7 protein-coding genes and 3 tRNA genes are annotated in these 16,789 nt (G+C 58.8%); 4 read left to right on the top strand and 6 right to left on the bottom strand.

The genetic code is table 11. The annotated features are described in order from the left end of the window. Positions 1-41: 41 nt before the first annotated feature. Complete coding sequence (gene mltA, locus LG383_RS01170; RefSeq protein ID WP_106994437.1) at positions 42-1,139, bottom strand: murein transglycosylase A; 1,098 nt, start codon at positions 1,137-1,139, stop codon at positions 42-44. 207 nt (positions 1,140-1,346) lie between these two features. On the opposite strand from mltA, the gene LG383_RS01165 reads away from it, so the two are divergent. From LG383_RS01165 to LG383_RS01155, 3 genes are all read left to right on the top strand, one after another. Then, positions 1,347-1,423 (top strand) — tRNA-Met (locus tag LG383_RS01165). 44 nt (positions 1,424-1,467) lie between these two features. Continuing rightward, positions 1,468-1,544: transfer RNA gene (locus LG383_RS01160), tRNA-Met, on the top strand. 43 nt (positions 1,545-1,587) lie between these two features. Next, positions 1,588-1,664: transfer RNA gene (locus LG383_RS01155), tRNA-Met, on the top strand. A gap of 88 nt (positions 1,665-1,752) precedes the next feature. Here the strand turns inward: LG383_RS01155 and amiC are convergent. Further along, positions 1,753-3,006 (bottom strand): N-acetylmuramoyl-L-alanine amidase AmiC, encoded by a 1,254-nt coding sequence (gene amiC / locus LG383_RS01150; protein WP_106994436.1) that lies wholly within the window; start codon positions 3,004-3,006, stop codon positions 1,753-1,755. A gap of 229 nt (positions 3,007-3,235) precedes the next feature. Here amiC and argA point away from each other — a divergent pair, with 229 nt between their 5' ends. Then, a complete protein-coding gene (gene argA, locus LG383_RS01145) occupies positions 3,236-4,567 on the top strand; it encodes an amino-acid N-acetyltransferase (protein WP_106994435.1) in 1,332 nt (443 codons plus the stop codon). Between the two features lie 462 nt (positions 4,568-5,029). Here the strand turns inward: argA and recD are convergent, their stop codons facing one another. The 4 genes from recD to recC form a co-directional block, all read right to left on the bottom strand. After that, positions 5,030-6,850, bottom strand: coding sequence for an exodeoxyribonuclease V subunit alpha (gene recD, locus LG383_RS01140; RefSeq protein WP_225758143.1), 1,821 nt, complete (start codon positions 6,848-6,850; stop codon positions 5,030-5,032). After that, entirely contained in the window at positions 6,847-10,392 is a 3,546-nt protein-coding gene (recB, locus tag LG383_RS01135; protein ID WP_225758142.1) for an exodeoxyribonuclease V subunit beta, read from the bottom strand. The genes recD and recB overlap by 4 nt, the downstream gene beginning before the upstream one ends. Next, on the bottom strand, positions 10,389-13,271 hold the full coding sequence (gene ptrA, locus LG383_RS01130; protein ID WP_225758141.1) for a pitrilysin: 2,883 nt from the start codon (positions 13,269-13,271) through the stop codon (positions 10,389-10,391). The genes recB and ptrA overlap by 4 nt, the downstream gene beginning before the upstream one ends. A 145-nt stretch (positions 13,272-13,416) precedes the next feature. After that, complete coding sequence (gene recC / locus LG383_RS01125) at positions 13,417-16,785, bottom strand: exodeoxyribonuclease V subunit gamma (protein WP_225758140.1); 3,369 nt, start codon at positions 16,783-16,785, stop codon at positions 13,417-13,419. Positions 16,786-16,789: the final 4 nt, after the last annotated feature.

The raw sequence follows: 16,789 nt of genomic DNA, 5'->3' as shown, positions 1-16,789 counted from the left end.
TGCCCCTCACCCCGGAAAACATGGCGTCAATATTACCACACTCAGCCGCTAAACACGTTCCCCGCGCCTGCTGCAGGTTTCAGCACCCACACGCGTCCGTAGTGGTTATACCAGCCCGCACGGTGACCGGCATCAGGCCCGATCCCCTGATAGATGTCGAAGTGCTGGCCTTTGATTGCGCCGCCAACGTCCAGTGCGACCATCAGACGCAGCTCGTACTGGCCGGAGAATTTCCCGTTGTGATCCAGCGTCGGCACTTCGGCTAACAGCGTGGTACCCGGCGGGATCACCGTCTTGTCAGAGGCGACCGATGCACGACCAATCAGCGGTACCGCACTCGCCCCTTTCACCGGAGCGAAGTTCTGCGGTTTAAAGAAGACAAAGGATGGGTTCTGCTCAAGCAGTTCACGCACTTCAGATTCGCTGTGCTTCTCACCCCACTCACGGATCGCCTGCATCGACATATCTTCGCGTTTCACTTCCCCGCGATCGATCAGCACTTTACCGATACTGCGGTAAGCATGGCCGTTCTTGCCGGAGTAGCTGAAGAAGTTAAGCGGGCTGCCGTCGCCAAAATCGATATAGCCACTGCCCTGCACATCCATAATGAAGTTATCCATCAGCGAGTTGCTGTAGGCCAGAATGTAATTTTCGCTCAGCGCACCGGAATAGATCTCGGCGCGGGACGGCAGGCGGCCGCGTTTTGGCGGCATGCGGTAGATAGGATACTTGAACTCACCCTGCGCGGTATGGCGCGCCTGCACTACCGGGGTGTAGTAGCCGGTAAACTGGACGTTACCGTAGTTGTCGGTGCCTTCCATCTGCCAGGCGTCAAGGCCGTACTGGCGCATGGTGCGGGTATCGCCCCCGGCGCGTAACCAGTCCTGCACCGCGTTATAGACGGCGTTCTGCGAGCCATACAGCCGCGGCGAGGCGGTGCGGATTTGGCTCACCTGTTCCGCGAAGTCGCCGCCGTTAATCGGCGCGCCCACGGCATCCGGCTGATTCACTAAAGAGAAAGGCTGGGTCAGTTTCCCGTCTTTATATTGCTGACCGCGATCGGTCGGTTTGGAGGAGCAGGCAGCCAGAATGGCTACCATCGCGCCCGTCATCAGATACTTCGCCCAACGTCCTTTCATTATGTCTCGTCTTTTAGTTGCCCGTTTCTGCGCATCGAAGATAACAAACCGGCAAGGGTATTGAAATGCGATTACCTCCCCTCACGCAAATTTTGCGCAAAAAACAGTCGAACTGTCGGCATAGCATACAATCAACACCTAATTTGGTGATTTTTACGAAAAAGGGTTGCAACAAAAAGTCATCCGAGTATAGTGCGCATCCACGGACGCGGGGTGGAGCAGCCTGGTAGCTCGTCGGGCTCATAACCCGAAGGTCGTCGGTTCAAATCCGGCCCCCGCAACCAATTAAAATTTGATGAAGTATCTTCTACGACTGTAGAAAGACGGACGCGGGGTGGAGCAGCCTGGTAGCTCGTCGGGCTCATAACCCGAAGGTCGTCGGTTCAAATCCGGCCCCCGCAACCAATCAAATTTAAAGAAGTAAGATTCTACGAAGTAGAATGACGGACGCGGGGTGGAGCAGCCTGGTAGCTCGTCGGGCTCATAACCCGAAGGTCGTCGGTTCAAATCCGGCCCCCGCAACCAACACTTCTAAAAACAATAAACACCCTTCCGGGTGTTTTTTTGTATCTGCAGTTTGTCATTTTGCCGGGCGTAAACCCGGCCATCCTGATTATCCGCGTCTCGCCAGCGTCGCCCCATCCGAGAAATAGGCCTTAATCCCTGCCAGTATCGACTCCGCCACTTCCTGCTGGAATGCGGCCGTCTTGAGCTTGCGCTCCTCTTCCACGTTACTGATAAACGCCGTTTCCACCAGTATCGACGGGATATCCGGCGCTTTCAGCACCGCAAACCCGGCCTGCTCGACGCTGTTTTTATGCAGCTTATTAACCCTGCCCAGTCTACCCAGCACGGCTTTACCAAACTTCAGGCTGTCGGTAATGGTCAGCGACTGCACCATATCAAACAGGGTGTGGTCGACGTAGCGATCGCCGCTCTTACTGACACCGCCGATAAGGTCAGAGGCGTTTTGCGAATCTGCCAGCAGTTTTGCCGCCGTACTGGTTGCCCCTTTGGTTGAAAGGGCAAACACCGACGATCCGCTGGGCTGGCGGCTGGTAAAGGCATCCGCATGGATAGAGATGAACAGATCCGCGCGCTGCTTTTGCGCCTTCGCTACGCGCACCTTCAGCGGAATAAAGATGTCTTCATTACGCGTCATATAGGCGCGCATGTTGCCTTCCCTGTCGATCAGCGCCTTCAGGCGACGGGCGATCTGCAGCACCACATCTTTTTCCCGGGTACGGTATTTGCCCACCGCGCCGGAGTCCTCCCCGCCGTGTCCTGGATCGAGCATGATCACAATCGGGCGATCGCGCCCGGCTTTCCCCGGCTTCGGGCCACTCTGCGCAGGCGGAACCTGACGATCGAGATCGCCTTTATTGTAATCTTCCAGCAACGCCAGCAGAGGATCCTGGATATCCGTCGCGTTGGCCGGATAGAGATCCATCACCAGACGCTCTTTGAAACCGGCCACCGGGGCCAGGGCAAACAGCTGCGGCTTCACGTTTTGTTTGAGTTCAAACACCATGCGCACGGTTTTCGGATCAAACTGCCCGACCCGTGCTGACTTAATGTAGGGATCGTCGCCACGGATCTGGGCACTCATCCCTTTGAGGACAGAATTGAGGTTCACCCCTTCGATATCCACCACCACCCGCTCCGGGTTACTCAGGGCGAATTGCTTATAGTTAAGTACCCGGTTGGACTCGACCGTCACGCGTGTATAGGTCGATGCCGGCCAGACACGAACCGCGACGACCTGACTGACGGCAGCAAGCCCTACCTGACTTACGCTAAGCAACCACATTGCCCCGGCCCCTTGTAGCAGGCGGCGACGACTTAATGCTTTACTGGATCCCGACATGCTTCTCCCGAGCAAAGATATCGAATAACTTCTCATAACGTCCAAATTGACCGAAAACTTTAGCGAATGATGCATAAACTGTCATCCTTAAAAGGGTAAACAATCATGCGTTAACGATATCTTCTCTGAATGTTTTCTTTGCTTCGCAGAAAAATTTGGCTTGCGCGCAGGCGCATATTCGAATAAAAATACAAAAATTACGAATAAAAATTCATTGAGGGGTTGTGCCGTGGTGAAGGAACGTAGAATCGAACTGGTCCAGGGATTCCGTCATTCTGTTCCCTATATCAACACTCACCGGGGGAAGACGTTCGTCATTATGCTCGGCGGCGAAGCCATTGAGCATGAGAACTTCTCCAGCATTGTCAATGATATAGGACTGCTGCACAGCCTGGGAATTCGCCTTGTCGTGGTGTATGGCGCCCGCCCACAGATTGAAGCCAATCTGGCCATGCATCATCACGAACCGATTTATCATAAACATACCCGCGTCACCGACGCCAAAACGCTGGAACTGGTTAAGCAGGCTGCCGGCCTGCTGCAGCTGGACATTACCGCGCGGCTGTCGATGAGTCTCAACAATACCCCGCTGCAGGGGGCGCATATTAACGTGGTGAGCGGCAACTTTATTATCGCCCAGCCGCTTGGCGTGGATGACGGGGTGGATTATTGCCACAGCGGACGTATTCGTCGTATCGATGAAGAGGCGATCCACCGCCAGCTCGACGGCGGCGCGATTGTGCTCACCGGCCCGGTTGCCGTCTCGGTGACTGGCGAAAGCTTCAACCTCACCTCAGAAGAGATTGCCACCCAGCTGGCGATCAAGCTGAAAGCCGAGAAAATGATCGGCTTCTGCTCCTCGCAGGGGGTAACGAACGAGCTGGGGAATATCGTCTCTGAGCTGTTCCCGAACGAAGCCCAGGCCCGGGTCGAAGCGCTTGAGGAACAGGGCGATTACTACTCCGGCACCGTGCGCTTCCTGCGCGGCGCCATCAAAGCCTGCCGCAGCGGCGTGCGCCGCAGCCACCTGATCAGCTATCAGGAAGATGGTGCCCTGCTGCAGGAGCTGTTCTCCCGGGACGGTATCGGGACGCAGATCGTGATGGAGAGCGCCGAGCAGATCCGCCGCGCCACCATCAACGACATCGGCGGCATTCTGGAGCTGATTCGCCCTCTCGAGCAGCAGGGGATCCTGGTGCGTCGCTCCCGCGAACAGCTGGAGATGGAGATCGATAAGTTCACTATTATTCAGCGCGACAACCTCACCATCGCCTGTGCGGCGCTCTATCCTTTCCCGGAAGAGAAGATCGGGGAGATGGCCTGCGTGGCGGTGCACCCTGACTACCGCAGCTCGTCGCGCGGCGAGGTATTGCTGGAGCGGATCGCGGTCCAGGCGCGGCAGCTGGGGCTGAGCAAGCTGTTTGTCCTGACCACCCGCAGCATTCACTGGTTCCAGGAGCGCGGCTTCACGCCAGTGGATATTGATTCCCTGCCGGAAACCAAGAAAGAGATGTACAACTATCAGCGTCGCTCGAAGGTGCTGATGGCGGATTTAGGTTAAGACCCCTCACCCTGACCCTCTCCGCACAGTCTTATGGGCTCCACAGTAATTTCCTTGCTTTTAAAGCAATGAAATAATTGCAGAATAATGAAAAACTGACAGCCACTCCCTGGGCCGGCTGAAAATCGCTGAGGCGTTTCCTGCAGGCCGGGGCGAGGCGCATGGATGCGCCGAGAGGGCGGATTTACAGGGATGTTACCTCCGCCCGCCCCCGATAAGCCGTAAGGAATAAGCCGAAGGGACCGCGAAGCGGCGATTTTCTTTGCCGGGAGCCGGGATTGTTAAGGGGCGGCGGCAAGCCCCTTAACACGTTCACGGGTGACGCGGCTGACAGAGAAGCACAAAACATAAAGTGAACGGAACCACCTACTGAGCCGCATGTTCCCCCTCACCCCAGCCCTCTCCCTAAATGGAGAGGGGGCCGTCCGTGCCAATATTTTTTGTGGGGTTCAAAGGGGAAAATTATAACGCCTCAAAAATCGCACTCAGGCCGCTGCGTCGCTCCGTACGGGTGGTGACGGCCTGCACCAGCACACCGTCATCCGCATACAGCGACAACCGCCGACGGGCACGGGTGATGGCGGTATAGACCAGCTCCCGGGTGACCACCGGGGAGATCTGGGTAGGCAGGATCAGCGCCGCATGATCGAACTCCGACCCCTGCGATTTATGCACCGTCATCGCCCAGGCGGTTTCATGCTCCGGCAGGCGGCTCGGCTGCACGGACTTCAGGCTGCCGTCCGGCATCTGGAACCAGACGCGCAGCCCCTGGCCCCGATCCAGCGCAATCCCGATATCACCGTTAAACAGACCCAGCGCACTGTCGTTGCGCGATATCATCACCGGGCGACCTTCATACCAGCGGGAATGCGGCTGACGGCTGATGCGGCGTTTTTGCATCAGCACCTGCTCCAGCCTTTCGTTGAGCCCGGCCACGCCAAAGGGCCCGTCCCGCAAGGCACACAGCAGCTGATAACGACTAAATGCCGCCAGGATCTCCCCTTCTGCGGCCTGGTGCTGCACATGGTCGAGGAAATGCTGATAACCCTGCAGGGCATCCTCCAGCATCACCAGATACTCTTCCCCGCTCTGGAGCTGCTTTTTCTCGATATCGCTGAAGGTGCCGTCAAACACCGAGCGCAGCGCGTGGCGATCGCCGCGGTTAACCGCTGCCGCCAGCTGGCCGATGCCGGAGTCGCTGCCGAAACGGTAGCTTTTTTGCAGCAGGCACAGGCTGTCGCGCAGCGCGCCCGCCACCGGGCTGATGTTGCCTTCCATCTCACATCCCGTCATCCCGGCGAGCTCCTGGGCACGCTGCACGGTAAAACCGGCGCTGGCCCAGGTGCAAATATCACCCAGCACCGCCCCCGCTTCGACGGAGGCCAGTTGATCGCGGTCGCCAAGGAAAATCACCCGGGCATGGGGCGGCAGGGCATCAATCAGACGAGACATCATGGTCAGGTCGATCATCGAGGCCTCATCCACCACCAGCACGTCCAGATGCAGCGGGTTACCGCCATGGTAACGCAGACGCTGGCTGCCCGGTTGAGCGCCAAGCAGACGGTGCAGCGTACTGGCTTCGGTCGGGAAGCGCTTACGCTGGAGATCGGACAGCGGGAGCTGCTGCAGCGCCCCGCCCAGCGACTCGGTGAGACGCGCGGCGGCTTTACCGGTCGGGGCTGCCAGCCGGATACGGCACTTCTCCTCCCCCGCCATCTGGATCAACGCCGCCAGCAGGCGGGCAACGGTGGTGGTTTTACCGGTGCCCGGGCCGCCGGAAATAACCGAGATACGCCGGGTTAACGCCACGGCCGCCGCCACCTTTTGCCAGTTAACGGCTTCGTCAGAGGTAAAGAGCGCGTTCAGGGTACGCTGAACGTCGGCACTGTCGTGAGGTAAGGGATGGTTGGCTTCGCTAAAGAAACTGGCCACGGCCCGCTCATAGCGCCACATCCGGTTGAGATAGAGCCGGTCGCCCGTCAGCACCAGTGGCGTCGGCTCGTCCCCTGCGCTCACCGCCCGGGAACGCATCAGCGTCGTAGGCCAGTCCAGGGTTTTATCATGGAGGGCAAAACAGGCCTGCAGAGCGGCGGTCTTCGCCTCTGCCTGCAGACGTGACAGCGGCAGGCAGACATGCCCCTCTCCGGTATCCCGGCTCAGGATTGCCGTCGCCAGCATCACCGAGGGTTCATCGTTCCCGGCCACCATCATCGCAAACTGTACATCCAGACGACGCAATACGCGCTGTTCTACGGCCTCCAGCAATAATTCCTGCATCGTCATGACACAAGCTCCTCTCGGCTTGCAGAAAACAAGCTATCCATTTGATTTATTAAATTTTCATCCGGGCGGGTGGCAAAGCAGCCGGACCCCGGTGAGCTGCCGTCCACGCCGCGTAAAAACAGGTAGATCACCCCGCCGAAATGGTGCTGATAGTCGTAGTCGGCAATACGGTGGCGCAGATAACGGTGCAGCGCCAGGGTGTAGAGCTGGTACTGCAGATCGTAGCGGTGGGACTGCATCGCGCGAGCCATCGCCTCCGGGGTATAGGCCTCGCCGTTTTCCCCCAGCCAGTTGGACTTATAATCCAGCAGGTAGTAGCGCCCATTATGGCGAAATACCAGGTCGATAAAGCCTTTCAGCATGCCGCGCACCTGGCGGAAATCGAGCGGCGGGCAGCCACGCGACAGCGGATCGTACTCGCGGATTAGCGCATCCAGCGCATCGGCGGTAAGCGGCCCAGCGACCGGCAGGTAAAACTCCATCTCAACCTGTTTATCGGTGGCTGAAAGCTGGCTCAGCGAGATCCCCTCCTCATTGAGCGGCGTCTGCAGAACCTGGTTGATCCAGTGGGTCAGGACCGGCTCCCAGCGGGCGTCATACCCGCCTTTCTGCAGCATCTCCAGCACCCACTCCGGGGAGACGGGTTGCGTGAAATCGAGCGCTTCAAACAGACTGTGTAAAAAGGTGCCCGGCGAAGCGCCGCGTGGAAACTGGTGCGGCGTCAGCTCCGGCTCCTGTGCCACCTCGCCGGTGCCTGCGGCATCAACGTCGAGGCGCGGCATCAGATCCTGAGCGATGCTGTGCCCGCGCTGCTGCAGGCCGGAGTAGCTGGTGACCCGCCAGTCGTCGAACAGCGCGCGTGCTACCTGCCGGGCCTGCAGATCCGGCATCCCCGACTCCGGCATCTGCCAGCGGGCGGTGTCAGCCACCCCGGCAACCTGGAGTGCGATGTGGTCATTGCACAGGGTTTCCAGGCACTGGCGCAGCCCGGCCGCATCTTTCGGCTCGCCGCGCTGGATCAGGCGGCCAAGGGCGCTGAGGTGGAAATCGCTGTCACCGGACTTGTCGCCCCGACGCCGGAACAGCGGCGCGACACCCAGGCTGCAGTGCCAGACCGAACGGGTCAGGGCCACGTACAGCAGACGTAAATCTTCCGCCAGCCGCTCGGCTTCGGCCAGCTCAACGCTGTCCTCCGCCTTGCTGAGGTCGAGCACGGCTTCGAAGGTTTGGCGATCGTGATAAAAGGCCTGATCCTGCACCCGGTAATTGGCGATAAAAGGCAGCCAGACCAGGGGGTATTCCAGCCCCTTCGATTTGTGAATGGTGACGATTTTGACCAGATGTTTGTCGCTTTCGAGGCGCATCTGCTGGCTTGAGGCGTTGCTGTTGGGTTCGGCGATATGCTGCGCCAGCCAGCGCACCAGGGCATGCTCGCTCTCAAGCTGGGTTCCTGCCTCCTGAAGCAGCTCGCTGATGTGCAGAATGTCAGTCAGGCGGCGTTCGCCCCCCGCGGTGGCCAGCATATTTTCAGCAATATTGCGCTGCGTCATGATGTCGCGCAGCATCGCCATCACGCCCCGCTTCTGCCAGCGCTCGCGGTAGCGGGTAAACTCTTCCACCGCCTCATCCCAGAGGGTTTCACTGTTATTCAGCCTGTCGATGTCCCGGGCATTAAGACCGAGCATCGAGCTTGCCAGCGCGCTGCGCAAGGTGCTTTCCCGCTCGGGTGCCAGCACTGCCTGCAGCAGCCAGAGCATCTCCTGAGCTTCGAGAGTTTCAAACACGCTGTCGCGGTTAGAGAGATAGACCGAAGGAATAGTCAGCAATGTCAGCGCGTCGCGTACCAGCGCCGCCTCCTGACGGCTGCGCACCAGCACCGTAATATCCGAGGCCCGCACCGGCCGGGCCTCGTCGCCCCGGTGCAGGATGGCTTCACCGCGAACACCGGCGCTCAGCCAGTCGCGGATTTGCGCCGCGCAGTGCTGGGCCATAAAGGCCTGATAATCCCCGACGCCGCACCCCTCGCCCTCCATCAGCCAGACGCTCATCGCTGGCTGAAAATCACCCCGTAGCTCAAAGCGCAGCCCGGCATTCTTCGGGGCGGATTTGACCGGCTGGAAGGGGATCTCACGGAACATGAAGGCGTCGTTCATCTGTAAAAAGAGAGTATTGACGCTGTCCACCATACCAGGCGCCGAGCGCCAGTTGGTATCCAGCGTATAGTGCGCGGCGACTTCGCCACGCGCTTTCATATAGGTGAAAATATCCGCGCCACGAAAGGCGTAGATCGCCTGTTTCGGGTCGCCAATCAACAGCAGCGCGGTGTCGGGCTGTTGACGCCAGATGCGGCGGAAAATCCGGTACTGCTGGGGGTCGGTGTCCTGAAATTCATCGATCATCGCCACCGGAAAACGGCCCCGGATGGCCGCAGCCAGGGCATCGCCATTGTCGCTGTTCAGGGCCTCATCGAGACGGCTGAGCATATCGTCAAAACCGAGCTCGCCACGACGACGCTTTTCACGCGCCACCGCGTCGCGGATCTCGGCCAGCGCCCGGGTGATCATCAGATCGTTCAGGGTCAGCGGTTCAGCCAGCAGGGTATCGATGGCGACAAACAGCGGGTGTTCCGGCACTTCGCCACCCGCTTTGGTCCGCTCCGCCAGGAACCTCTGCGAGAACTTCTCCAGCGCGTCAGGCAGCTGATAGCTGTGCTTCTCCTCCTGGGCCCAGGCCGTAATGCGTTCGATGTATTTTGCCTGGTTGCCGCGGTTGAACTTGCGCCGGTCGATACCAGAACGTTCGATAACCGCATCGATTTCCGCCACGCTGTTTGACCACTGCTGTTTCATGGTGGCGATTAAGCCGACGATCTTCTCATGGCGGGAGGCCAGGGTTTCGTCCGCAGGCGGGGGGGATTTGATAACCGGGGCTTCACCCTGCAGATAACGGTCGATGGCGCGGAGTAACTCTTCCGGACCTTTCCATAAACCGTGAACCGCTTCGGCAATATCGCGAGGCAAGGGGTAGCAGTGACGGCGCCAGAAGTCGGCGCACGCCTGGTAGCGTAACAGGGATTCATCTTCGATGAGCTGCTGCTCAAAGAGCATGCCGGATTCAAAGGCATTCAGGCTGAGCATCCGCTGACAGAAGCCGTGGATAGTGAACACGGCGGCCTCGTCCATCTGGCGTTCCGCCAGCAGCAGCCACTGCGCCGCCTGCTGTGGGTCGTCGATCTCCTCCAGCAGGCTGGCATACAGCGGGTTGTCCGTGCTCTGTCTCAGGCAGGCAATGCGCAGCTCGTGAATGTTAGCGCGGATACGGCCACGCAGCTCTTCCGTTGCGGCCTCGGTGAAGGTTACCACCAGCAGCTCTTCCACGCTGAGCGGGCGGCTGAAGGCTGCGCTGCCGCCCAGTCCGAGCAGCAGTCGCAGATAGAGTGCCGCGATGGTGAAGGTTTTTCCGGTTCCCGCTGAGGCCTCTATCAGTCGCTCCCCCTGTAACGGTAAACGTAGGGGATCAAGGGACTCGGCGGTATCGGTCATTCGTTCTTACTCCTGGGCAAAGATTGCTGCAATGCACTCACGCTCTTCCAGACCGTCCAGCCTGCAGGTGGGGTGACGTCAGCTTTTTTGCTTTGACTACCTGAAACCTGAGAGAGGATCGCCATCCCCTGCGGGGCAACCACCGCCTGATGGAAGAAGTCGGCGACGTTCTGCGGCGTGAGCTGTTTTATCTCGGCCACTACTTTATCATGCGAATCGAAGCGCATATTACCCCGATCAAAATCTTTGCTGATCTTTGAGGCCTCTTCGGCCAGGGTTTGCGGCGGCTGCGTGATCTGGGCGATCACTGCCTGCTGGATCTGGGCAAACTCTTCTGGCTTCATGGCGCGCAGCTTCGCTTCCGCCTCCGGGAAGAAGGCCTGGAAACGCTGCCAGAGATAATCCGGCTGCTTATCACTGCTTTGCAGCAGGAAGCCCATCCCCCACTGGCGACCAACGTTCATCGAGAAGGCAAACACGGCATAACCCAGCTGCTCTTCGGTACGTAACTGGCTGTAGAACCAGGGCTGCACGATCTGTCCGAGCACAGCGCTGTAAGCTGAGCTGGCGTATTCGTCATAGCCGGTCGGGACAAAGACCGCCGCCAGCGCGGAGTCTGTGCTGCTGCCGGGTTTCTCGAAAATCACGTTCTGCTGTTTATCGACCAACACATCCTGGTTGCGACACCATTCGGTACCTTTAGCCCCCAACTGGGTGCGGACATCCTGCGCCAGGGTTTTCGCCTGATCTTCGCTCATATTGCCGACCACCAGAAACTCAGGTCTGGCATTAGTTTTCAGCGCCGCACGATAGGCCATCACTTCGTCGAGGGTGATGGACGGCAGCAGCGCCCGACGCTCTTCACGCTGGAAGTAAGGCACCTGGGACAGCATCTGCACCGGCATAATGGCCTGATCGAAGGCCTTGCCCTTTTCGGCAGAGTCCATCATCTGGGCATACCAGGATTTGGCCTGCGCCAGCTGCTCCTCGGTGGCGGTGTAGCTGAAGTAACCCTCCAGTAACGCCTTAAACAGCTGCGGCAGACGCTGGGTGTAGCCGTTGGCGTTGAGCATCAGGCCATTGTTGGCGTTGGTCGAGAAACCGATCCCGCCCACGGCGGCCTGGTTGCTGAGCTGATCCAGCGCGATGCCGGCCAGATAGTCATTCAGGGCAAACATCACCTGGTTTTTGGCGCTGTCCATCGCCGCAGGATTACGCAGCACCATACTGACGTTGGCTTTCGGCTCGCTGGCGAAATAGCGGCTCGGGGTATAAACCACGCGCAGGTCAGCCTCGTCCACAATCAGCTGCGGTTTTGCATAGGCTTTAGCTGGTTTGATCAGGGTGAAGTCGTCCGGGATATAGGGGTTCACCTCCGGCAGCTTGAGCGCAATCGCGGCAGATTTCTTCTGCCAGTCGGCAAAAGTTTGCTCGCTGATTTTATCCACCTGATACTCAGCATTCACAAAGTAGGCCGTTTTGTTATGCGGCTCGTCCGGGCTGATGTACCAGATACGGGCGTTCTGCGGCGTCATCATCGCCAGACGGGCTTTGACGGCGTCAGCATCGTACTTATCGGCGATATTGACCGCATCCAGCGTATGCTCAACCGGCACACGGATCATGGTGTCGGCCAGCCACTCAACGTAGTCCATATCGCGGGTGATGGAGGGATAACGGAAGTCGAGATCCAGCACGTGCGCCAGCTCGTCGAAGTAGCGTTTATCGACACCTTTATCACGCAGCAGCGCGAGATAGCTGAAAATCGCGGCAACCACTTCATCACGATGGGCCAGCCCTTTATCGGTTAAGGTCGCGGAGATAGCCAGCACACCGCTGTTGCCGTTGACGATCGGATCGGAGTCCGCGCGGATACCTTCCACCAGCCCCTGGTTTTGCAGCCAGTCGGACAGCGTGTCCGGGCTACGGTTGCCAATCAGGTAGTTAACCAGCTCGTCGGTTTTGCTGCGAAACTGCGCGGTGTTGTTATCAATGCGGAATTCCACGCGCAGTACCTTGCGCGGCATCGCGGGAACATAGTGAATGATTAAGCCTTTCTGCGCATCGGTGACGACCGGCACGGTGATTTCCGGGCGGGTAATATCTTTATTCGGCACCCGACCGTAGGTTTCGGCGGCGAGTTTCGCCAGCTCCGGCAGAGGTTTGTTGCTGTACACCACCGCTTTCATCAGATTGGCGGAGTAGTATTTGTCGCGGAAGGCGTGCAGCGCATCGAGCACCGGGCTGTCCGGCTTGTCGCTCAGCGTTTCGAGATTACCACCAGAAAAGCGGGAGCCAGGGTGCGCGGGGTTGATGGTTTCGGCGCTGACCTGGGCCATACGCATCCCGTCCCGGGTACGGGCCATCGTCAGCTCCGCATTGACGGCGTTGCGCTCGCGATCGGCATATTTTTTATCCAGCAGCGGGGCGGCAATGGCATCCGCAAGACGATCGACCGCGCCTTCCAGCGCATCGTTTTCGACTTCCAGATAAAAGGCCGTTCGGTATGGCGCGGTGCTGGCGTTATGGCTGCCACCGTGCATTTTTAAAAATTCTGCCAGGCTGTCTGGCTGGGGGTACTTCTTTGAGCCCATCAGGGTCATATGTTCAAGATAGTGCGCCAGCCCTGGATGGGACTCAGGATCTTCCAGCGAGCCCACCGGCACCACCAGCGCCGACAGCGACTTTACCGCCTGCGGATCGGAAACCAACAGCACGACCATCCCGTTATCAAGGCGGATCGCCTGATAGTCGCGGGTATCTTTATCGCTTTTGCGAATCGTTTCCTGAACGGGTTGCCAACCGGTATTTGCCTGACTGAGGGGGGTCCAAAGAGCGACGAACAAAACTAAGCTTTTCAACAAGGTGCTGCCTGGCATTCACTACCTCTTCATCACGGACATCATCATTAACACGCTTTGTGCCGGACAGGCCAGCATCTCTTTGTGGTGTACATCAGTCCATGACAAGATGGGCATCATAAATGAATGCCCAAATCTGTGCAATTTTTACACAGAGCCAGGACTAATTAAATTTATACAGCGGCAACAGATAGCGTCGGGCCTCGTCTGTGATGGCCTCGAAGTACTCCGGCTCCAGGGTTCGCCACAGGCGTTGGTACCAGACATCGTCCCCTTCCCCACGCACGATCATGTTACCTTCGTAGGCCTGCAAAAATTTGCTGCGCGCTTTTTGCAGGGTCGCTTCATCCGTTAACATCGCATCATTTGTGGCGTCGTAACAGGTTTTAATCCATGCCCCCCCACTTTCTGGCAGCAGCAGCAGCGGCGTATTCATCCCCTGCCGGTAACCTTCAACCAGCTGCGACAGATACTCCATCGCCTGCGCGGCAGGGAGCGCCGGGAAGCGCCATTCACCGTCTTTGCGCACAAACAGCCGGCTCTCACCTTCGCCACCGCTAGCACAATAGACAAGGTGTTCCAGCCAAAGTTGCAAACCTTGCGAAACGCTGAGCATCGACGGACGCCAGCGCAGCAGCCCGTCAGGCTGCACGTGCTGCAGCCATCCCGTCAGATTTACGCCGTTGCAGTTGAGATCGATCTCCATGCTCTTGCCGGGCTGACGGCACTCAATCACCCGACCTGCAAGGGCCTGCATCTCCTCACACTGGGCATCCCAGGTGATTTCACCGAAGGCGCCATACGGCAGCTGACCCGCCGCGCGATAACGGCGGAACAGCTTCTGCGCATCCTCCAGCTCCACCAGCGCGTTGAGCAGTTGCTGGTTTAACTGGTAGCGGCTTAACCCGTCCAGAGTAAAGGGCTCCGCATCCGGGATCTCGCTCTCTTCGGAGCGGAAATGGACCTGCAAGCGCATCTGGAAAAAGGCCCGCACCGGATGGGCCCAGAAACGCTGGAGCTGTTCAAACGCCACCGTCTCCAGCGGCAAGGGATCCAGCGTCTGGATAAAGTCACCATGGGCCACCCCTTCCCGTTTCGCGGCGGGAAGCCATTCCCGGGCGTAGCTCTGCTGCTCGTTGTCCTCGTAATTGACGGCATCGAACGGCATACGGCTGTGACAGCAGGTGATATGCGCCTTCACGCGCTGTTCACTTTCATCGCAATTAAGATCTTCATCCCCCGGCAGGTAATGGCTTTGACCGATGTAGTCCACCAGCTCCTGAACCAGCACCGACGGGAACCGTTCGCTGTTGTCCTGAATGGAGCGGCCGATGTAGCTGATATAGAGCTGCTGTTGCGCCGAGATCAGCGCCTCGAGGAACAGGTAGCGGTCGTCATCGCGACGGCTACGGTCACCGCGCTGGGACTGTTGGCTCATTAAATCAAACCCCAGCGGTGCCAGCGCCCGCGGGTAAATGCCGTCGTTCATGCCCAGCAGGCAGACCACCTTAAACGGAATGGAGCGCATCGGCATCAGGGTGCAGATGTTCACCGGCCCGGCGAGGAAGCGCTGGCTGATACGCTCCTGGTCGAGACGCAGCGTGAGTTCATCACGTAACAGCGACAGGGGGATCGCTTCGCCATAGTGCGAGGAGATCCCCTCATCAATAATGGCCTGCCACTGCTGCTCAATGAGCGCCATCGCCGCTTCAGTTTCCTGATCCGGCAGGAAGAAATCGTTGAGCATCTCCCGGCATACCGGCATCCACTCCTCGAGCGAGCGCGATTTCATCAGCTCCCGCCGCCAGCGGTTAAGCTGCATCAGCAGCGAAGCCAGATGACCCACCAGCTCGGCGATTAAGCCGCTGGATTCGTCATACGGCAGGACGGCGTTCCACTCCCCCTGGCTGCTCTCCATGGCGTAGCCGAGCAGCATACGCGTCAGACCAAACTGCCAGGTATGCTGGCCAGTGACCGGCAGCTCAAACTCCTGCACGTTGTCATCATCCATTCCCCAGCGTACGCCGGATTCGTTGACCCACTGACGCAGGTAGCGCAGCGCGTCCTCATCGATATCAAAACGGGCCGCCAGTACCGGAACATCCAGCAGGGCCAGCACATCTTCCGGAACGAAGCGGCTGTCCGGCAGGGAGAGCAGGCTGACAAACGCCTGCAGGGCCGGGTGGGACTGGCGCGCACGGCGGTCCGATATCGCAAACGGCAGATAGCGATCGCCCGTTGCGCTGCCAAAAACCGCCTGGATATAGGGGCTGTAGCTGTCGATATCCGCCACCATCACCACGATATCGCGGGGCGTGAGCTGTGGATCCTCCTCCAGCATCGCCAGCAGATTGTCATGCAGCACCTCGACTTCACGCTGCGGGCTATGACACAGATGGAGGGTCACGCTGCGATCGTCGGGATCGAGCAGGCGTTTGTTGGCACTGCTGGCAAACTCTGCCGCCGTGACGCCAGCCACCGCGCGGTTTTCCAGATCCAGAATATCCCGCTGCACGTTATGCAGCAGGCTGTCCGGGGTGATATCCGCAAAGGCATCGACATCGCCTTCACCGGAGGCGGTGAGCTCGGAGAGCATGTAGATATAGTCGCGCCCCAGTTTTCCCCAGGAGGCCAATAACGGATTCGGTAAGTCCTGGATCCCCTGTTCATCAAAGAGGTCGGCCGCCGTCTCGCTGTCTTTAAACAGCGGTACCGCGCGCTCGTCAAACAGGCGACGACGCTGGCGCGTGACGATGCGGGCCAGCCAGCGGGCATCCTGAATATCCCCCCAGTAATGTCGGCACGGGTTGGTGAACAGGATATGAATGTCGATGTGTTTGCCCAGCGCATTCAGCGCCTTGAGGTAAACCGGCGGCAAGGCGGAGATCCCGCAGATAAAGACCCGGGACGGCAATCCGGCAGGCGGCACTGAGGCGGATTCCAGCGTTGCGATAAAACGTTCATAGAGATTGGCACGGTGCCACTGCGGCTGACCCAGCTGTGCAGTATGTTCCACCAGCGCTTTCCACAGCGGTGCCTGCCAGACCTGCGCCTGGTCAAGACCGTCGATCAGTTCACCGGCTTCCCAGCGCGTTAACCATTCGGGGCGATAGACCAGATACTGGTCATAGAGATCCGCGGTACGCGACGCCAGCTGAAACAGTTTTCGTTTGTCGGTATCGTCGTTCAGGTAGTGGCGCAGCATGACGAATTCGTCATGTGTCAGCATCTCAGGCAGCAGCGTCATCAGCTTCCAGCTCATGCTCTGTTTGTTAAACGCGCTCTGTTTTGGGATCTCGGGCAGCACGCGGACAAACATATCCCAGATAAAGCTGGCGGGCAGCGGGAAATCAATATTGGCGGCAATGCCAAACTTTTGCGACAGGGACATCTGCAGCCACTGGGCCATACCGGTGCTCTGAACCAGGATCATCTCCGGTTCAAAGGGATCGTCGAGCCGCTGCTGCTCGACGATAAATTCCATCAGCGCTTCCAGCACATCAAGACGGTTTGAGTGGTAGACCCTTAACATTGCT

This window comes from Leclercia sp. Marseille-Q4284 (genome assembly GCF_916618945.1).
GTDB classification, from domain to species: domain Bacteria; phylum Pseudomonadota; class Gammaproteobacteria; order Enterobacterales; family Enterobacteriaceae; genus Enterobacter; species Enterobacter tamurae.
Note: the sequence above shows the minus strand (reverse complement) of the source record. Positions and strands in the feature narration are given on the sequence as shown.